The sequence below is a fragment of the Methylobacterium nonmethylotrophicum genome (assembly GCF_004745635.1).
Taxonomy (GTDB): Bacteria; Pseudomonadota; Alphaproteobacteria; order Rhizobiales; family Beijerinckiaceae; genus Methylobacterium; species Methylobacterium nonmethylotrophicum.
In genome coordinates, this window is sequence record NZ_SRLB01000013.1 from 51,872 (window position 1) to 70,874 (window position 19,003).

The window sequence follows — 19,003 nt, forward strand, 5'->3', positions numbered from 1 at the left end:
GAGAGGGGTAGGGGTGAGGGTGGCGCGCTTCCGTGTAAAGCTCAAACCGTCGTGCTGGCCGCTCTCCGCTCAACGCTTCACCTTGAACCGTCTCCACCCTCACCCCTCACCCCTCTCCCACACGGGAGAGGGGAACGCGTTTCACTGAAGACCCACGGTATCTCCCCGAATCCCAACGACAAGACGGAGGACGCCTCATGCCCCCGCAACCCCGCACCCTCCTCGACAAGGTCTGGGACGCCCACGTGATGGCGACCCGCCCCGACGGCCAGGCGCTGCTGGCCATCGACCGGCACCTGCTGCACGAGGGCTCGTTCCACGCCTTCGGCATGCTCGACCATGCGGACCGAAAAATCCGCCGGCCGGAGCTGACCTTCGCGGTCGCCGACCACTACGTGCCGTCCCGCGACCGCGCCGGGCCGATCCCCGACCCCGAGATCGCCAACATGGTGTCGATGCTGGCCGCCAATGCCGGCCGGCACGGCATCCGCCACTTCGGGCTCGACGACCGCGCGCAAGGCATCGTCCACGTCCTGGCGCCCGAGCAGGGCCTGACGCTGCCGGGCCTCACCGTCGTCTGCGGCGATTCCCACACCTCGACCCACGGCGCCTTCGGGGCGCTCGGCTTCGGCATCGGCGCCACGGAAGTCGCCCACGTGCTGGCGACGCAGGCCCTGTGGCAGCGCCGGCCCAAGACGCTCAGGGTCGGGATCGACGGCGTGCTCGGCCCCCACGTCACCGCCAAGGACGTGATCCTGGCGATCATCGCGGCGCTCGGCGCCGGCGGGGCGGTCGGGCACGTGCTCGAATATGCCGGCAGCGCGATCCGCGGCCTGTCGATGGAGGGGCGCCTCACCATCTGCAACATGTCGATCGAGGCCGGGGCGCGAGCCGGGATGATCGCCCCGGACGACACCACCTTCGCGTTCCTGGAGGGACGCCCCTACGCGCCGAAGGGCGCGCTGTTCGAGCGGGCGGTCGCGGCCTGGCGGCGTCTGCCGAGCGACGAGGGCGCCCGGTTCGACCGCGAGGTGACGCTCGACGCCGGTGCGATCGCCCCCACCGTCACCTGGGGCACCAGCCCGGAGACGGCGTTGCCGGTCACCGCCGCGGTGCCGGACCCGGGCGCCGAGTCCGATCCCACCAAGGCCGGGCAGATGCGGGCGATGCTCGACTATATGGGCCTCACCCCCGGCACCCCGCTCGAGGCGATCGCGATCGACCGGGTGTTCATCGGCTCCTGCACCAATTCCCGCATCGAGGACCTGCGCGCCGCGGCCGGCGTGCTGCGCGGGCAGAAGGCAGCGGTGCCGGGCCTCGTCGTGCCGGGCTCCGGCCCGGTGCGGCGCCAGGCCGAAGCGGAAGGGCTCGACCAGGTGTTTCGCGCGGCCGGCCTCGAATGGGGCGAGCCGGGCTGCTCGATGTGCGTCGGCATCAACGGCGACCTCGTCCCGGCGGGCGAGCGCTGCGCGTCCACCACCAACCGCAACTTCCCGGGCCGCCAGGGCCCGAACGCCCGCACCCACCTGATGAGCCCGGCGATGGCCGCCGCCGCCGCCGTCACCGGCCGCCTCACCGACATCCGCCGGCTCGGGGGACGCTGACCATGCAGCCCTTCACCACGCTCCAGGCCGTCGCGGTGCCGCTCGACGTCGCGAACATCGACACCGACCAGATCCTGCCGGCCCGTTTCCTCAAGAAACCCCGCAGCGCCGGCTACGGCAACTTCCTGTTTCACGACGAGCGCCGCCGCAGCGAGGCGGTGCCGCTCGACGCGGCGCCTTACGCGGGGGCCGGCATCCTGGTCGCCGACCGCAACTTCGGCTGCGGCTCGTCGCGCGAGGGCGCGGTCTATGCCCTCGTCGACGGGGGCATCCGCTGCGTGATCGCCCCGAGCTTCGGCGACATCTTCGCGTCGAACGCGGCCAAGAACGGGCTGCTGACCGTGACCCTGCCGGAGGAGACGGCGGCGGCCCTGCGCGCGCGCCTCAAGGCCGAGCCCGGCGCCAGCCTCACCGTCGACCTGCCGGCCCAGACCGTGACCGACCCCGGCGGGAGCGCGATCCCCTTCGACATCGACCCGTTCAAGAAGCGCTGCCTCGTCGAGGGACTGGACGACGTCGCGCTGACGCTGGAACACGCGGAGGCCATCGCGGCTTACGAGGCGCGGGCGGCGGCGGAGGCGCCGTGGCGGGTGCCGGGGTGAAGCGGGTGATCGCAAGGACCAGCCGAACGGGCTCCTGCCTCGACACCGCGCCGCGACATCCCGGGACCGCGCAGCGGAACCCGGGATCCATCACCGCCGAGGCTTGCACCATGAGCGGAACGCAATCCGCATTGTCCTGCGCCATTCGCGCTTAGGGATCCCGGGCTCGGCTGCCCGGCCCCCGGGATGACGAGGAGGGTCTTGGCACGGTCGGGTGAAATCGAGGGAGTCCGGACACTTGCCCGGACACTTGCAATGACGGTCGAGACGGGACCGCATGCCGCTGCTGCCCGAGCGATGCACCCTTGGGGAAGCGGTCCGCTGCCCCACCGCCTCCTCCGCCCCGCAGCCATGCACTCACGCGATGGCTCGCCGCTTCATCCCCGCCTCGGCGATCCTCCGGCCGATCCGCGGCTTGTGGTCTAACAAGCTCCGGCTACACTCCCGGCCCGCGCCGCGACGCCATCATCAACAGCGGCCGGAAGAGGGAACGTCATGCTGGAATGCGCAACCGTCGCCGGGCGACGGCTCGTCCAGGCGTTGCTTGGTTCTACGATTCTCCTGGCCGCCAATGCCTCGCTCGCGACGGTTCAGGCCGCCGACCCGATCCGGATCGCGGTGATCGCGGAGGCGCAGGCGATCGCCGGGGCCGCGATCCCGCAGGCGGCCCAGCTCGCCGCGGACGAGATCAACGCCAAGGGCGGCATGGACGGCCGCAAGATCGAGATCGTCACCTACGACAACAAGAGCTCGGCCGCCGATTCCGTCCGCGCCTTCCAGCGCGCGGCGAGCGAGGACAAGGTCCACGCGGTCATCGCGAGCTACATCAGCGAGGTGGTGCTGGCGCTCCAGCCCTGGTCGGCGCGGCTGAAGCTGCCCTTCATCACGCCGGGCGCGGCCTCGAACGAGATCCCGCTCAACGTCCACAAGGACTACGCCCGCAACAAGTACTCCTTCCACGGCTACCTGACCTCGAAGGCGCAGTCCCAGGCCGTCTGCGACGCCGCCAAGGCGATCCTCGTCGAGGGCCGCCAGATGAAGACCGCCGTCATCATGAGCGAGGACGCGGCGTGGACGAAGCCGCTCGACGAGGGCTACAAGGAGTGCCTGCCGAAGGTCGGCCTCAAGGTGCTCGACCACATCCGGTTCTCGCCGAGCACCACCGACTTCAACCCGATCTTCAGCCGCATCGAGGGCGCCAAGCCCGACGTGATCGTCACCGGCATCTCGCATGTCGGCGTGCAGCCGACGGTGCAGTGGCGCAGCCAGCAGGTGCCGATCCCGATGATCGGCATCGCCTCGCAGGCGACCAACGCCACCTTCTGGAAGGAGACGAACGGCGCGACGGAAGGCGTGCTGTTCGAGATGTTCGCCGCCCCCGGCACCAACGTGACGCCGAAGACCGCGCCCTTCGCGGAGGCGTTCAAGGCCAAGTACGGCAGCTATCCGGGATACGCCGGCTACACCGCCTATGACGAGGTCTACTACATCGCCGACGCGGTGAAGCGGGCCGGCTCGACCGATCCCGACAAGCTCGTCGACGCACTGGAGAAGACCGATTGGGAAGGCACCCTCGGGCGCATCCAGTTCTACGGCAAGGACGACGAGTTCACCCACTCGATCAAGTACGGCCCGGGCCTCGTCTCCGGCATGATGATGCAGTGGCAGGACGGCAAGCAGCTGGCGATCTGGCCGCAGAACGTCGCGAACGGCAAGATCACCTTCCCGAGCTTCGTCAAGGCGGGCACGGCCGCGAACTGAGCACGACCGGACCGACCCCGATCCAGCGAGCGCGGGATCCCCTCTCCCGTGTGGGAGAGGGGTTAGGGGTGAGGGTGGAGACGGTTCAGTAGAAGCCTCGACTGTCGAGCTGCGCAGCTCGGCAGCTGGCGTCTTGTTCTGAACCCGAGCCACCCTCACCCCCAACCCCTCTCCCAAACGGGAGAGGGGAGTCCTCGCGCGCGCCTCGCCCCCACCTCTCCCCGCGAGACCCATGACCGCGATCCAGATCCTCATCGACGGCTTCGCCATCTCGGCGCTCTACGCGCTCGGCGCCACCGGCTTCACCCTCATCTTCGGCGTCTCGGGCGTGCTCAACCTCTCGCACGGGGCCCTCATGGTCACCGCCGCGGTGGTGGCCTGGGCGGCCTCGAGCGAACTGGGCCTCGGCTCCTACGCCGGCGCCGCCGCCGGCATCGTCGTCTGCACGCTTCTCACCCTCGCGACCTACGGCGCCGTGGTGCGCCCCATCGACCGCTCCCGGGCGATCCCGCCGGAGGAGAAGGAGATCTTCATCCTCACCGGCACGCTGCTGTGGGGGATCATGATCCAGGAATTCATCGCCTACCTGTTCACCAGCAACGCCAAGACGGTGATGCCGATCGTCGAGGGCGTGGTCACCATCGCGGGCGTGCGCACGCCGTGGAACCAGGTCTTCACGGCCGTCGTCTGCTGGGCGGTGATCGGGCTCCTGTGGCTCCTCGTCAACCGCACCCGCACCGGCAAGGTGCTGCTCGCCGCCTCCATGAACCCCCGCGGCGTCACGCTGCTGGGCTTCGAACTGTCGAAGATCTACGTCGCGATCTGGCTGATCTACGGCGTGCTCGCCGGCATCGCGGGGGTCCTGCTCGGCCAGTTCCTCGGCGTGTCGAGCTACAGCGTCGGCCCGCTGACCGCCAGCGCCTTCTCGATCGTGGTGCTGGGTGGCCTCGGCAGCGTCTCCGGCTCGCTGATCGCGGCCTACGTCGTCGGCTACCTCGAGACCCTGACCGCCTACCTCGTCTCCCCGGCCTACCGGACCATCCCCGCGCTGCTGCTGCTCGTGGCGGTGATGTATGTCCGCCCGCAGGGCCTGCTCGGGCGCCGCTGACGCCCGGCCTTCCTCGATCTCCGCCAGAGGCCCCATGCTCGCAAAGACATTTCGCAACCCGCTGTTCTGGCTCTGCCTGATCGGCCTCGCGCTCGCCAGCGTGCTGCCGCTCTGGGTCTCGGGCTACATCCTCGGGCTCCTCACGGTCGCGTACTATTTCGGCGTGTTCTCGATGGCGTGGGACCTGCTGTTCGGCTTCGCCGGCGAGGTCAATTTCGGGCCGACCTTCCTGATCGGCCTCGGCGCCTACACAGCCGGCATCCTCAACGGCCACGGCGTCGGCATCCCGCTCTGCCTGCTCGCCGGCACCGTCGCGGCGGTGATCGGCGGCCTCGTCCTGGCGCTGCCGGCGCTCCGGGTGCGGGGGCCCTATTTCGGCCTCACCACCGTCGTGGCGGTCCTGATCCTGCAGAACCTGATCGTCGTCTTCGCCGACACCACCGGCGGCGAGATCGGGCTCACCGTGCCGGACGTCATCAGCATCGACGCCGCCACCAACTACTGGATCGCGCTCGGCTTCATGGGGGTGAGCGGGCTCGTCCTCTACGCCATCGCGGTCTCGCCGGTCGGGCTGATCCTGCAGGCGAGCGGGCAGGACCCGGTCGAGGCGGGCGCGCTCGGCTTCAACGTCGCCAAGCACAAGCTCGCGGCGTTCTGCGTCAGCGCGGTCTTCTCCGGCCTCGCCGGCGCGCTGTTCGTCTTCTACATGGGCACCGCCTCGGTCGGCACGCTGATCGACGTCTCGGTCGGCGTGCAGGTCATCATCGGGGCGGTGCTCGGCGGCCGGCGCACCATCGTGGGCGGGGTGCTGGGCGCCGTGTTCCTGATCGCCGCCGGCGAATTGCTGCGGCCGCTCGGCTCGCTCTCGACCTTCGTGGTCTCCGCCGCGGCGCTCGCCGTCATCCTGTTCGTGCCGTCGGGCCTCCTCGGGATCCTGACCCGCCAGGGGCGGCACGCCTGATGTCCACCGTCCCCACCTCACAAGGGTTGCGTTCATGAGTGCGGCCGGCCTCGCCCCCTCCCCCCTGCCCTCCCCGCCCGCCCGGGCACCCGCTTCGGGCCCGCCGCTCCTCGCGGTCGAGGGGCTGACGAAGCGCTACGGCGGCCTCGTGGCGGCGAAGTCCATCGGCTTCTCGGTCCGCGCCGGCGAGATCGTCGGGCTGATCGGGCCGAACGGCTCGGGCAAGTCGACGGTGATGAAGCTCATCATGGGCCTCGAGCGGCCGAATGCCGGCAGCGTGAAGCTCGACGGCACCGAGATCGCCGGCTGGCCCTCGCACCGGGTGGCGCGGGCCGGCATCGGCCTCGTCTTCCAGCACTCGCGGCCGCTCCACCGCCAGACGGTGCTGGAGAACATCAAGCTCGCGCTCCTGCCCGACAGCCTGATCCGGCTCCTCGCCGATCCGGGCGTCGAGACGCGGGCGCGGGCCATCGCCGAGCGGGTCGGCTTGGGCGCCGTGATGGACCGGCGCCCCGGCACCCTGCCTTTCGCGGATCTTCGCCGGATGGAGCTCGCCAAGGCGATTGCCCGCGACCCGAAGGTGGTGCTGGTCGACGAGCCCTTCGCGGGCCTGACCTCGGCGGAGGTCGCGGACTTCTCCGCCCTGATCCGCGGCTTTCGCGACGAGGGCAAGGCGGTGCTCCTCGTCGACCACAACGTGAAGAGCGTCGCCGCCCTCGTAGACCGGGTCTTCGCGATGTATCTCGGCGAGCGCGTCGCCGAGGGCTCGGCCGCCGAGGTGATGCGCAACGAGACCGTGCGCCGGGTCTATCTCGGCGGCAGCATCGAGACCGCGTCGCGGCCCGAGGCGACCTTCGCGGGCGAGCCGCTGCTGAAGGTCGAAGGCCTCGACGTGCTCTACGGCAAGGCGCAGGCCCTGCGCCAGGTCGGGATCCATGTCCACGAGGGCGAGTTCGTCTCGGTGGTCGGCCTCAACGGCGCCGGCAAGACGACCCTGTTCAACGCGATCTCGGGGCTGGTGCCGCATTCGGGCCGCATCCACTTCGCCGGCGAGCCGCTGGCGAAGCGCACCCCGGCCGGCATCGCGCGCGGCGGCATCGTCCAGGTGCCGGAGACCCGCGAATTGTTCGGCGAGATGAGCGTGCGCGAGAATCTGGATCTCGGCGGCCAGCACCTGCCGAAGGCCGAGAGCGCACGCCAGCTCGAATGGCTGTTCGAGCTCTTTCCGATCCTCAAGAGCCGCGGCGGCCAGATGGCCCGCACGCTGTCGGGGGGCGAGCAGCAGATGCTCACCATCGCCCGCGCCCTGATGATGAAGCCGCGGCTCCTGATCCTCGACGAGCCGACCCTCGGCCTCGCCCCGGTGATCCTGGAGCAGCTCTCGAAGGCGCTGGAGCGCCTGCGCCAGACGACGCCGATCACGGTGCTCCTGGGCGAGCAGAACGTCACCTTCGCGCTGCCCCACGCCGACCGGGTCTACGTGCTGGAGCATGCCCGCATCGTCTGGGAGGGAACGCCCGACCGCTTCGCCGCGGAAGCCGGCACCGGCTACCTATAGGCGACGAACAGGCCGGCGGACCAAAGCTCGACCGCAGGCGCAAATCCAAAAACCCTTGACTCGGGTTAAGGCGGCCGGAGACATCCGGCCGTACTCGTACAGGACAGCCATCCCAGGGGAGAGCGGAATGTCCTGCTACTACTTCCACTTCCAGGTCGGCAGCCGCCTCATCCGCGACACGCGCGGCGTCGAGCTCGAGGAGCCGCACGAGATCATCACCTGCTCGGCCCATATCGCGGTGCTGCTGAAGCGCCGCGCCTGCCGAGAGCCGGAGTGGAAGGAGGCGATCATCCACGTCGAGGACAAGGAGCGCCGCTTCAGCCTCTTCCTGCCGATCGCGCGGTTCGCGGACGCGATCCCGCGGTTGCAGGCGAGTTAGGCTCAACGCTCAATCAGCTTGACCGCGCGAAGAGCCGCTCAGGGTGAAAAGCCACGGTACGACACAGAACGACACATCCGCAGGCCAGCCCTTCCTACCCGCGCAACCTTATCCTGAGGCGCTGCTGCTCGCAGCGGCCTCGAAGGAGGCCTCCAAAGGTCTCCGAGCGAGCTGGAGTTCTCCTTCGAGGCCGCTCCGCGGCACCTCATGATGAGGTCGCGGGTCCGGGCAGGCTTCGCCGCCGAGGAAGTCGTCGAGGTCCGACGGCGCGACCCCGGCAGCGCGCGGGCGCGCGTGCCAGGGATGCGCCGGATCGACCCGGCCGCAGAGGAGATCGAGGCTGAGCCAGCGACGCTCGTTCTCGTAGGCCGCTTGGCCCGCGAGCGCCGGCGTGCTGAAGGTCTTGCCGACATCCTCGGTCTGGATCAATCGCGCCGCGGGCGTGACGGCGCGGATCGCCCGCATGGCGAGCAGCGTCGCCCGGCACTGATTGACCACCATGCGCAGGAAGGCGTCCTCTCTGCGGGCGTGCGGGTACCAGTGGCCGTCGAGCCCGGCGAAGCGGGCGGCGGTGAGCGGCTCGTTGACCGGCGTGAAGGCGGTGATCCACGGGTAGCGCGCGGCGACGCGCCCGGCATGCCGGGCGAGCCCGTGCGGGAAGCCGGGATCGAGGAGGTTCGTGGTGCGCGGCCCGCTGCCGTGATGGACGAGGCCGACGACCGGCGCGAGACCGAGGCGCGTCAAGCGCGCCAGCCTGTCGTCGTCCCAGGCCCAATCGCAGGCATCGGGATCCTCCGGCGCAGCCGACTCCCACGGGACCGGGTAGCGCAGGGTGGTGAGGCCGAGGGACGCGATGCGGTCGAGGTCGTCCGGGCGGTCGCCGTGGCCGGTCTCGGCGACCTGGTCGCGCCAGGCGTCGCCCGCCCGCACGATGCTGCACTCGATGCCACCCCAGAGTTCCAGCCTCCCGCCGACTCTCCCGCTCTGCAACCGCCACAAGCCTCTCACGTTGGCTTCATTCCGGGCCGTCGCATGCCTGTTGCGCTGCGACCAACACAAGTTAAAACCCAGCGCACGGGCTGAAAAATCTGCGAAAAACACAAATAATGACATTAACATACGCCTGTTATCGGCGTTAAATATAATCAGAAATGCGAGAACGCCAGAAGATATCCGGCGTTAGTCGGTTCGATCGCCCACTCGCATGAAGGGTAGAGTGTGAAAGACTCGCACGCCATCGACGGCGCACGCCAGGCCGGTCAAAGCCGCAACATGCCTCGTGACCGCGGCCAGACCCATGCCGAGGACACTCACGCCAGGGGCCACGACGGTCCTTCCTCGATGATCGTCGTCGACGCGCCGTCCCGACCGCTCCTGGTCTGCTTCTCGCACCTGCGCTGGAGCTTCGTCTGGCAGCGGCCGCAGCATCTGCTCAGCCGTGCCGCACGACAGTTCGACGTCCTCTTCATCGAGGAGCCGGTCTTCGGACCGGCGGAGTCCCCCCGGCTGCAGGTCGAGGCGGTGGCGCCCGGGATCGCCGTCGCGGTGCCGGTGCTGGCGCAGAGCCGCATTTACGCCGCGGACTGGATCCAGGCGCGGTTGATCCGCGATTACCTGCAGAGATGGGACGGCCCGAGGCGGGTGTTCTGGTACTACACGCCGGCCGCGCTCGGCGTCTCGGCGGATCTCGCCCGCGATCTCACCGTCTACGACAACATGGACGAGCTGTCGGCCTTCCGCGGCGCGTCGCCGGACCTGGTCGCGCAGGAGGCGGAGCTTCTCACGCAGGCCGATCTCGTCTTCACCGGAGGGCGCAGCCTCTACGAGGCCAAGCGCGGGGCGCATCCGTCCATCCACTGCTTCCCGTCCTCCGTGGATGCAGCGCATTTCGCCCGGGCGCGGGAGGCGGGGCCGGACCCGGACGACCAGGCCGCGATCCCGCGCCCGCGCATCGGCTTCTTCGGCGTCATCGACGAGCGGCTCGACAGCGAGCTCCTGGCGGCCACGGCCTCCTCGCGGCCGGACTGGCACTTCGTGATGATCGGCCCGGTGGTGAAGATCGAGCCCGAGAGCCTGCCGCAGCGCGACAACATCCACTGGCTCGGGCCGAAGCCCTATGGGGCGCTGCCCGACTACCTGCGCCACTGGGACCTCGGGCTGATGCCGTTCGCCCTCAACGAGGCGACCCGGTTCATCAGCCCGACGAAGACGCCGGAATTCCTGGCGGCGGGTCGGCGCGTGATCTCGACCCCGATCGTCGACGTGCTGCGGGATTACGGCGAGGCCGGCCTCGTCGCCATCGCCGAGACGCCGGCGAGCGTCGCCCTGTCGATCGATGCCCTGCACGCCGAGCCACTGGCGGCCTGGCGCGAGCGGGTCGACCGCCACCTCGCGCACACTTCCTGGGACCGGACCTGGGACGCGATGCACGCGCTCCTGCGCCAAGGCCTGCGCGAGGGCCTCCAGCGGGAGGCGGCCCCGCTCCTCCTGGCGCAGACGCCCACCCCGGCCTGACCGATCCCCTTTTCCCTGCACCCGAGAGGTCCCGAGACATGTACGATTGGCTGATCGTGGGCGCGGGCTTCGCCGGCAGCGTGCTGGCCGAGCGCCTGGCGCGCCGGCGCGGCGAGCGCGTCCTCCTCGTCGACCGCCGGCCGCATGTCGGCGGCAACGCCTACGACCGTCTCGACGAGGCGGGCGTGCTGATCCACCAGTACGGGCCGCACATCTTCCACACCAATTCCGAGGCGATCGTCGATTACCTGTCGGCCTTCACCGCCTGGCGCCCCTACGAGCACCGGGTGCTGGCGATGGTCGACGGGATGCAGGTGCCGATCCCGATCAACCTCGACACGATCAACCGCCTCTACGGCCTGTCGCTGACCTCCGAGGAACTGGAGGCCTGGTTCGCCGCGCGGGCCGAGCCGGTGGCCGACATCCGGACCTCCGAGGACGTGGTGGTGTCGGCGATCGGCCGCGAACTCTACGGAAAATTCTTCCGCGGCTACACCCGCAAGCAATGGGGGCTCGATCCCTCCGAGCTCGACCGCCAGGTCACCGCCCGGGTGCCGACCCGCACGAACCGCGACGACCGCTACTTCACCGATACGTTCCAGGCCATGCCGGCCCAGGGCTACACGCGGATGTTCGAGCGCATGCTCGACCACCCCAACATCCACGTGATGACGAACGCCGACTTTCGCGACGTGCGCGAGGTGATCCCGCACCGCCGGGTCATCTATACCGGGCCGATCGACGAGTATTTCGACTTCCGCTTCGGCCGGTTGCCCTACCGCTCGCTGCGCTTCGTGCACGTGACCCGGGATGTGGCCCGGCACCAGCCGGTAGCCGTGGTGAACTATCCCCAGACCGATGCCTATACCCGCATCACCGAGTACAAGCACCTGACGGGCCAGGAGCACCCGAAGACCTCGCTCACCTACGAGTATCCGAGCGCCGAGGGCGACCCCTACTATCCCGTGCCGCGGCCGGAGAACCAAGCCCTGTTCAAGCGCTACGAGCGTCTGGCGCGGGCGGAAGCCGACGTCTGGTTCGTCGGGCGGCTCGCGACCTACCGCTACTACAACATGGACCAGATCGTCGGGCAGGCGCTCGCCGCCTTCCGGCACATCGATGCGCAGCTCGGGCGGCCGGCCCCGGCGCGTCCGGCCGCCGCGACCGGCCCGTCGCTCGCCGCCGGCTGACCCCCGTTACGGTCACGACACCGAAACACCCCGACGCGAGGCGCGGTCGCGCCGGAACGTCCGTCCGACCCGACGTTGTCCGACACGCCGGCCGTCCCCCGGAGAATTCATGACCGACCGCGCCGTGACCCGTCGTGCCGCGACCGACCGAGCTTCGGAGCCCGGCAACCCGCCCTCGACGGCGACGATCGCCGGGCATCCGCTGCACCCGATGCTGGTGCCGTTCCCGATCGTCTGCTTCGTCGGGGCCTTCGCCACCGATCTCGCCTACTGGCGCACCGCCGACATGCAATGGGCCAACTTCTCGGCCTGGCTGCTCGCCGCCGGCCTGGTCTTCGGGGTGCTGGCGGCGCTCGCGGGCCTCACCGACTTCCTCGGCCACCGCCGCGTGCGGGCGCAGAGGCCGGCCTGGGCGCACATGCTCGGCAACGTCCTGGTTCTCGGCCTGTCGCTGGTCAACGCCTTCGTGCATAGCCGCGACGCCTGGACCTCGGTCGTGCCGACCGGGCTGATCCTCTCAGGCGCGGTGGTGCTGATCCTGTGCGTCACCGGATGGCTCGGTTGGGCGATGGTCTACCGCCACCGCGTCGGAGTGGCCTCATGAGCCCGCGCCGTCCCGCCATCCTCCTCGCCGGCGCCTTGCTGCTTCTCGCCGGCTGCCAATTCGTCGGCTCTCACGATGAGGACTTCGACGCGCAGAGCCAGGTCGGTCCCGATCCGGTCCTGCCCGAGCCGCAGCACTACCTGCTGCCGCCGATGCGCATCGCGCGCGCCGTCGGCTGGTCCGGGGACGCGACGCCGAGCGTGCCCGAGGGCTTCCGGGTCAAGGCCTTCGCCACCGGCCTCGCGCATCCGCGCCAGGTCACCGTCCTGCCGAACGGCGACGTGCTGGTGGTGGAGGCCAACGGCCCGAACGTCGAGCCGGTGCGGCGGCCGAAGGATCTGGTCATGGGCTGGGTCATGGCCTTCGCCGGGGCCGGCGCCAAGGGCGGCAACCGCATCACGCTGCTGCGCGACGCCGACGGCAACGGCATCCCGGAGGTGCGCAGCGTGCTCCTCGAACACGTCAACTCGCCGTTCGGCGTGGCGCTCGTCGGCCAGGACCTCTACGTCGCCGCCACCGACGCGCTGCTGCGCTTCCCCTACCGCGAGGGCGACACGAAGATCACGGAGCCCGGCATCAAGGTCACCGACCTGCCGGGCGGCCCGATCGACCATCACTGGACCAAGGCGCTCGCCGCGAGCCCTGACGGGAGCAAGCTCTATGTCGGCGTCGGGTCGAACAGCAACATCACCGAGCATGGGCTCGAGGCCGAGCGCGGCCGGGCCGCGATCTGGGAGATCGACCGGGCGACCGGCGCCCACCGCACCTTCGCCAGCGGCCTGCGCAACCCGACCGGCCTCGACTTCGAGCCGCAATCCGGCCGGCTCTGGGCGATCGTCAACGAGCGCGACGAGATCGGGCCGAACCTCGTGCCGGACTACCTCACCTCCGTGCGGGAGGGCGCCTTCTATGGCTGGCCCTACAGCTACTGGGGCCAGCACGTCGACCCGCGGGTGCAGCCGCCTCGGCCAGACCTCGTGGCGAGCGCCGTCAAGCCGGATTACGGCCTGAGCTCCCACGTCGCGCCGCTCGGCCTCGCCTTCTCGCGCACCGACCGCCTCGGCCCGGACTTCCGCGGCGGCGCCTTCGTGGGCGAGCACGGCAGCTGGGATCGCCAGGAGCTCAACGGCTACAAGGTCGTCTACGTGCCGTTCGCCGACGGGCGGCCGAGCGGGAAGGCCCGGGACGTGGTGACGGGCTTCCTCGATCGCGAGAACCGGGCCCGCGGCCGCCCGGTCGGCGTCGCGGTCGATCCCCGCGGCGCCCTCCTCGTGGCGGACGATCTCGGCAACACGGTCTGGCGGGTCACGCCGGCCGTGCCGTGACCGCGGCCGATCCGGAGGTGGGACGGATGGAGCGGGCAGACCCCCATTCCTCGGGGATCCTCACGTCCCGGCCCTGCGACGGGCCGACGGATCCCGCGGCGGCCGGGACGCATCCGCTCGGCCTTGGCCGGGGACGGGACGGGGTCTTCCACGTTCCGGCCGGCGCCACGCGGCCGGTCCCCCTCCTGATCATGCTGCACGGGGCCGGAGCCTCGGCACAGGACGTCCTGCCCCTGGTTTCCGCGGCAGCGGAGGAACACGCCGTGGCGGTGCTGGCGCCCGATTCGCGCGGGGCGACCTGGGACGTCATCCAGCACGCCTACGGGCCGGACACCGATTTTCTCGACGCGGCCCTGGCCCAGGTCTTCGCGCAGGTGCCGGTCGACCCTCGGCGCATCGCGATCGCCGGCTTCTCGGACGGGGCGTCCTACGCGCTCTCGCTCGGCCTCGCCAACGGCGACCTCGTCCGGGACGTCCTGGCCTTCTCCCCCGGCTTCGCCGCGCCGGCGCGCCGGGAGGGCGCACCCCGCCTCTTCATCTCGCACGGGCGGCAGGATCCGGTCCTGCCCTTCGCACGCTGCGGCGACCGCCTGGCGGCGGCGCTGGCGCAGTCGGGCTACGACGTCGCCTATCACCCGTTCAGCGGCGGGCACGTGGTCCCGACTGAGATCGTCGAGGCCGCGTTCCGCCGCTTCCTCGCCTGAGGCCGCGGCGGCTCGCGAGGGCAGCCCGTCAACGAAAGGACAGCCGGCATGGTCGTCTCAGTGGCCCGGACCCGGATCACGCCGCTCCTGCGGGAGCGGCTCGTGCCGTTGCCGGAGGTGGAGGATCCCGACTTCGCCGCCTTCGCCGACCGGTTCGCGCAGGCCCGGGTCGTATTGCTGGGTGAGGCGACCCACGGCACCTCCGACTTCTACCGGGCGAGAGCCGCCATCACGCAGCGCCTCGTCGCGCGCCACGGCTTCCGCGTCGTCGCGGTCGAGGCCGATTGGCCGGATGCGGCGAGGATCGACCGCTATCTCCGCCACCGGGCCGACACGCCGTTCCCGGACGAGACCTTCGCCCGCTTCCCCACCTGGATGTGGCGCAACCGCGAGATCCTCGACCTCGCGTTCGGCCTGCGCACCTTCAATGCGGGGCGGCAGGCGGCGGACCAGGTCCGCTTCCGTGGTCTCGACGTCTACAGCCTCGGCGCGTCCATGGCGGCCGTGCTCGACTACCTCGACCGGGTCGATCCTGCCGCGGCACGCCAGGCCCGCGACCGGTACGGCTGCCTCTCGCCCTGGCACGCCAAGCCCGAACGCTACGGCCGCGAGGTGATGTTCGGCGCCAAGCACCCCTGCGAGGAGGCGGTTACACGGATCCTGCACGACCTCCAGGAGAAGCAGCTCGCCTACACTGCCCAGGATCCGGATGCCTACCTGGACGCGGCGCAGAACGCCCGAATCGTGCGCGCGGCCGAACAGTACTACCGCACCATGTATCGCGGCTCCGTCGAGTCCTGGAATATCCGCGACCGGCACATGTTCGACACGCTCCAGCACCTGATGGCGGGCGGTCGCAAGGCGGTCGTCTGGGCCCACAACTCGCATATCGGCCACGCGGGCGCGACCGCGATGGGGTGGGAGGGCGAGTTCAACATCGGCGAACTCGCCAAGACAGCCTACGGCGACGAGGCGGTTCTCGTCGGCTTCGGGACCGACCGCGGCACGGTGGCGGCGGCCGACGACTGGGACGAGCCGATGCAGGCGATGACCGTGCGGCCGGTCCGGGAGGACAGCCACGAGGCGCTGTTCCGGGAGGCGGGCCTGCCGCGCGCCTTCCTCGACCTGCGCGAGCCGGGTTCGGCGGCATTGCGGGAGGCCTGGACCGCGCCGCGCCGCGAGCGGGCGATCGGCGTCGTCTATCGCCCGCGCAGCGAGCTGCAGAGCCACTATTTCGAGGCCGTGCTGCCGGAGCAGTTCGACGCCTATGTCTGGCTTGAGGAGACGCGCGCCGTTACGCCGTTACAGGCCGGAGAGATCCGATCCGGCGAGAGCGAGACCTTCCCGAGTGGGTTGTGAGCCCGGCAAGCCGCTCGCGATTGCCGCAGCAGGGCCATGGCGAGGGCCGGATCATGGCGAGCACTGGCTCAGCGCCCCGAGGAATGCTGAGAGGACACGCTGGCGGCGCCCTCGCGCCGGGGCGGTCGGTCCTCAGGGCCGCGCGATGATCAGGCCCCCGGCCAACCCGGCGTCCCGGCGCAGGAACGCCGCGATCGCCGCCGCGATCTTCTCCCCACCCTGAACCGACGGCTCGATCGGGTTGGCAAAGTCCGCATCCTCGCCGCACAGCACCCGCAGGTCGAGGAGCGTGAGGCTCCGCGCGGCCGCCTCGCGCGTCACGACGTCGTTGAGGATCGCCAGGGCCGTCGCGGTCAGGCGTCGGCGGACCGGATCGGGATAACGCGGGTCGTAGATGGTGCAGAGGGCCGTCGGGCGCCCGCGCGCCAGCACGGCGTCCAGCATCGCGCGGTACTCCGCCCGGAAGCGATCCTGCGTGCTCGCGAGCCGGTCGATCGCCTCCGCCACCGAGCGCACCGGCCCATCGAGCACGCCGGACGCACGCAGGGCGTCGTTGCCGCCCGCGCTGACGACGAGGTGGGTCGCGTCCTCCGGCAGGCCGGCGAGCTGGCGCGGCACGTCCGCCAGCACCGCCCCGTCGACCGCGCGCAGCGTCGCTCGCCCGCCGGGCAGGAGAGCGCGCAGCTGGCGCAGCACGTCGGGACCGCCGCGCACGTAGGCGGCGTTGTCGAACACGGAATCGCCGATCAGGACCGCGTGCGTCATGAACCTCTCCGTCTCGGGCGTCTCGTCGCCTGCGCGCGCCGACACCCCTCGCGCGAGGACGAGCACGGACGCGGCGAGGACCTCGCGCCGTCCCGGCCTCATCCGGTCAAGCTCCGCCGCCACCCCCTCCGGCTCCGCGTGGTGCGGTTGTAGCCGCGCAGGTCGGGTGCCAGGACTCGCAAACCGGCCGCCGCGAGTGGGCCGATCTGCCGCCGGGCGAACCACGCCTCGGGAAAGCCGTGGAGCAGGATCGTCAGCGGCCCGTCCGCCGGGCCGGCCGCGGCGAGGTGCAGGGTCATACCCGCCAGAGGGACCATGGAGAATTCGGGATCGGGCCAGGATGCCATCACGGAACCAGGAAGACGTTGCTTGGCAAGGATGCCTCGCGCCCGCGCGGCGGGCATGGGCAACGTCCCCTCGCTGCGGCGGATCCCACCGCGAGGCGGGTGCGTTGGCGAGGTGATGCAGCTCTATCTCGACTGTGACGGCGTGCTGGCGGATTTCGACGCGGGCGCGACCCGCGTGCTCGGCTGCCCGCCGCGCGAGTACCAGCGGCGCCACGGCCCTGCCCGGTTCTGGGCCGCGCTCGCACGCGCCCCGGATTTCTACGGGCAGCTCCCTCTGATGCCGGACGCGATGGCGCTGTTCGACGCCGTTCGGCCTTTGGAGCCGGTGATCCTCACCGGGTGCCCGCGCGGGACCTGGGCGCAGCCGCAGAAGCACCGCTGGGCGGCGGAGCACTTTCCAAATACGCGCCTCATCACCTGCCTGGCGGTCGAGAAGCGTCGCCACTGCCGTCCGGGCGACGTGCTCATCGACGACACGCCGACCCACCGCGCGCTCTGGGAGGCGGCGGGCGGCACCTTCATCCTGCATCGCTCCGCCCGCGCCTCGCTGAAGGCCCTGGCGGCTCATTGGCCCCGCGGTCCGTCCGGCGGGGGACCCGACGTCGCGTGACATCGGCCTCGTGATCGCGAGGGACGCCAGGGCCCTCGACGAGGCGCGGGGGGATCCCGCCGTCGGGATCGCGGCGTGACCACTCAGCTCGTCGACTGCATGTTGGGATCGTCGCTCGGTCCGATCGGCGGCAGGGCGCCGGTGCCCGGCGTCACGTCCGGATTCATGTGGCGCGGATCGGCGTGCGGGCCCGCCGCGGGCATCCGCACCGAGGCGTCGCTCAGGCGCCGGAGTGTCTCCGGCGGCGTCTCGGCTTCGGTCGCCGCGACGGTGTCGGCGCTGCCGCCCGCCACCGCGTCGAGCCGGGCCCTGTCGGAGGCGATCCGGACGACCTCCGCCTGCCAGTCGGGCTCGCGGTCCATCCGGCGCCGCAGGTCGTCGGGCCGCGCGACGTCGAGGGGATCGTCCTGCCCGAAATCCTGGCCGTTACGGTCGGTGTAGGGGTCGAAATCGCGTAAGCTTCGGCGGGGCCGGGCAACCCTGCGGTCCGGTTCCGTCCCGGGCTGGTCCGGTCCGCGGTCGCTCATCGCCACCAGAACGAGTTCGGCGAGGCCGAGCGCCACCAGCAGGGCACGGTCCTCGCGCCGCTCCTCGCGCATCAGCAGCCCGGCACCGACGAAGGAGACGGCGCTCGCCGCGTCGAGGGCGAGATGCGCCCGCATCGAGAGGACGGGCAGGAGGCCGCCCTCGTGCCGCGTGAGCAGCGTGTAGGCGAGGTGCCAGACCGGTCCGACGCTCATGATCCGGCGTGTTCCGGGGCCGCGCCCCTTGGTCCGACCGAGCGCCGCGATGAAGGCCGGAATGGCGTAGTCGCTGGCGGCGTGGAGGCGTCTGCTGATCACGCGGCGGCTCCCGTGGAGGTAGCGATGCGGTCGTCGCGCGCGGCGCGCGTCGTCAGTCCCGCTCCGATCTCGAGGACGCCCATGACCACGTGCGGCCACGTCACCCGGTCGGCGAACCCGAACAGCCACGGCGAGACGACGAGCAGCAGCCCGGCCGCGACGTCGGCGCCGAGATGGACCGGCAGGGGGACGAGCTTGACGGCGGAGAGCTCGTAGTCGGTGCACAGGCTCATCAGCAGGAGCGCGGCGCCGACGGCCTGCATGACGTACTGCGCCGCCGTGCCGTCGGCGAAGCCGACCAGATAAGGCAGCGCGATGAGCACGAGCCCGGCTCCGTAATCGAGCATGGCGTGGACGCGTGAGGGAATGAACCGCATGGATCGCTCGCGAGAGGGGGCGGAGCCTCGAAGCGAGGTCCGGCCCGGGGAAAAGATCCACAAGCAGCGCGGAGACGATCGCCAGCGCGGGAGCCGCTGGCCGGGAATGATCGCTGGCCAGTGTGCCGGAACGCCTCCGCGCCTGGTGGGTTGGCTGCATGCAAGACAACACGAAAGCCGGTATGCGCTCATTGACTTTCGTTAAATCGACTTCTCTTCATGAGGCATCGATTTGATGAATGTTAAGCGAAGCGCCGGATTTGCTGGACTTGTTTCAGCATGCGCGTCGGCGCGTTCCGTCGTGATCCCTCGAGGCAGGGCGGCAGCGCGACAGTCAGCGGGGATGAGGCCTGGCGAGAGACGACAGGCCGAGCGATGAGGGAGCGAGGGATG

The 19,003-nt window shown here is 70.7% G+C and carries 19 protein-coding genes; 14 read left to right on the forward strand and 5 right to left on the reverse strand.

The annotated features are described in order from the left end of the window. The first annotated feature begins 197 nt into the window (after positions 1–197). The 7 genes from leuC (at position 198) to EU555_RS18545 (ending at position 7,973) form a co-directional block, all read left to right on the forward strand. Positions 198–1,604, forward strand: a complete 1,407-nt coding sequence (gene leuC / locus EU555_RS18515) for a 3-isopropylmalate dehydratase large subunit (protein ID WP_135416675.1) — start codon at positions 198–200, stop codon at positions 1,602–1,604. Between the two features lie 2 nt (positions 1,605–1,606). After that, entirely contained in the window at positions 1,607–2,206 is a 600-nt protein-coding gene (gene leuD / locus EU555_RS18520) for a 3-isopropylmalate dehydratase small subunit (RefSeq protein WP_135416677.1), read from the forward strand. A 495-nt stretch (positions 2,207–2,701) separates the two neighbouring features. Beyond that, positions 2,702–3,967, forward strand: coding sequence for an ABC transporter substrate-binding protein (locus EU555_RS18525; RefSeq protein WP_135416679.1), 1,266 nt, complete (start codon positions 2,702–2,704; stop codon positions 3,965–3,967). Positions 3,968–4,199: 232 nt separating this feature from the next. Continuing rightward, positions 4,200–5,075 carry a branched-chain amino acid ABC transporter permease gene (locus EU555_RS18530; protein ID WP_135416681.1) on the forward strand — a complete coding sequence of 292 codons (876 nt, stop codon included), beginning with the start codon at positions 4,200–4,202 and terminating at the stop codon, positions 5,073–5,075. Between the two features lie 34 nt (positions 5,076–5,109). Further along, positions 5,110–6,036: a branched-chain amino acid ABC transporter permease gene (locus EU555_RS18535; protein WP_135416683.1), complete on the forward strand. Its 927-nt coding sequence runs from the start codon at positions 5,110–5,112 to the stop codon at positions 6,034–6,036. A gap of 34 nt (positions 6,037–6,070) precedes the next feature. Next, positions 6,071–7,594, forward strand: coding sequence for an ATP-binding cassette domain-containing protein (locus tag EU555_RS18540; RefSeq protein WP_135416685.1), 1,524 nt, complete (start codon positions 6,071–6,073; stop codon positions 7,592–7,594). Between the two features lie 127 nt (positions 7,595–7,721). Next, on the forward strand, positions 7,722–7,973 hold the full coding sequence (locus EU555_RS18545) for a DUF6894 family protein (protein WP_135416687.1): 252 nt from the start codon (positions 7,722–7,724) through the stop codon (positions 7,971–7,973). A gap of 108 nt (positions 7,974–8,081) precedes the next feature. Here the strand turns inward: EU555_RS18545 and EU555_RS18550 are convergent, their stop codons facing one another. Further along, on the reverse strand, positions 8,082–8,963 hold the full coding sequence (locus EU555_RS18550) for a hypothetical protein (protein ID WP_135416689.1): 882 nt from the start codon (positions 8,961–8,963) through the stop codon (positions 8,082–8,084). A gap of 351 nt (positions 8,964–9,314) precedes the next feature. On the opposite strand from EU555_RS18550, the gene EU555_RS18555 reads away from it, so the two are divergent. From EU555_RS18555 to EU555_RS18580, 6 genes are all read left to right on the forward strand, one after another. Then, positions 9,315–10,487, forward strand: coding sequence for a glycosyltransferase (locus tag EU555_RS18555; RefSeq protein ID WP_135416848.1), 1,173 nt, complete (start codon positions 9,315–9,317; stop codon positions 10,485–10,487). A 38-nt stretch (positions 10,488–10,525) separates the two neighbouring features. Then, entirely contained in the window at positions 10,526–11,677 is a 1,152-nt protein-coding gene (gene glf, locus EU555_RS18560) for a UDP-galactopyranose mutase (protein ID WP_135416691.1), read from the forward strand. Between the two features lie 109 nt (positions 11,678–11,786). Continuing rightward, positions 11,787–12,281, forward strand: coding sequence for a DUF2231 domain-containing protein (locus tag EU555_RS18565; protein WP_135416693.1), 495 nt, complete (start codon positions 11,787–11,789; stop codon positions 12,279–12,281). Then, entirely contained in the window at positions 12,278–13,606 is a 1,329-nt protein-coding gene (locus EU555_RS18570) for a PQQ-dependent sugar dehydrogenase (RefSeq protein ID WP_135416695.1), read from the forward strand. The genes EU555_RS18565 and EU555_RS18570 overlap by 4 nt, the downstream gene beginning before the upstream one ends. 26 nt (positions 13,607–13,632) lie before the next feature. Further along, a complete protein-coding gene (locus EU555_RS18575; RefSeq protein WP_135416697.1) occupies positions 13,633–14,310 on the forward strand; it encodes an alpha/beta hydrolase in 678 nt (225 codons plus the stop codon). A 48-nt stretch (positions 14,311–14,358) separates the two neighbouring features. After that, on the forward strand, positions 14,359–15,669 hold the full coding sequence (locus tag EU555_RS18580; protein ID WP_135416699.1) for an erythromycin esterase family protein: 1,311 nt from the start codon (positions 14,359–14,361) through the stop codon (positions 15,667–15,669). Between the two features lie 132 nt (positions 15,670–15,801). Here the strand turns inward: EU555_RS18580 and EU555_RS18585 are convergent, their stop codons facing one another. Continuing rightward, positions 15,802–16,434 carry an SGNH/GDSL hydrolase family protein gene (locus tag EU555_RS18585; protein ID WP_135416701.1) on the reverse strand — a complete coding sequence of 211 codons (633 nt, stop codon included), beginning with the start codon at positions 16,432–16,434 and terminating at the stop codon, positions 15,802–15,804. 98 nt (positions 16,435–16,532) lie between these two features. Beyond that, complete coding sequence (locus tag EU555_RS18590) at positions 16,533–16,838, reverse strand: alpha/beta fold hydrolase (RefSeq protein ID WP_135416703.1); 306 nt, start codon at positions 16,836–16,838, stop codon at positions 16,533–16,535. A 58-nt stretch (positions 16,839–16,896) separates the two neighbouring features. Between EU555_RS18590 and EU555_RS18595 the strand changes: the two genes are divergently transcribed. After that, entirely contained in the window at positions 16,897–17,391 is a 495-nt protein-coding gene (locus EU555_RS18595; RefSeq protein WP_342636482.1) for a hypothetical protein, read from the forward strand. 83 nt (positions 17,392–17,474) lie between these two features. Here EU555_RS18595 and EU555_RS37065 read toward each other — a convergent pair whose 3' ends face one another. Both EU555_RS37065 and EU555_RS18605 read right to left on the reverse strand, forming a co-directional pair. Then, positions 17,475–18,233, reverse strand: a complete 759-nt coding sequence (locus EU555_RS37065; RefSeq protein ID WP_245524361.1) for a hypothetical protein — start codon at positions 18,231–18,233, stop codon at positions 17,475–17,477. Further along, complete coding sequence (locus tag EU555_RS18605) at positions 18,230–18,610, reverse strand: SPW repeat domain-containing protein (RefSeq protein WP_135416706.1); 381 nt, start codon at positions 18,608–18,610, stop codon at positions 18,230–18,232. Before EU555_RS18605 ends, EU555_RS37065 begins: the two co-directional genes overlap by 4 nt. Between the last annotated feature and the right edge of the window lie 393 nt (positions 18,611–19,003).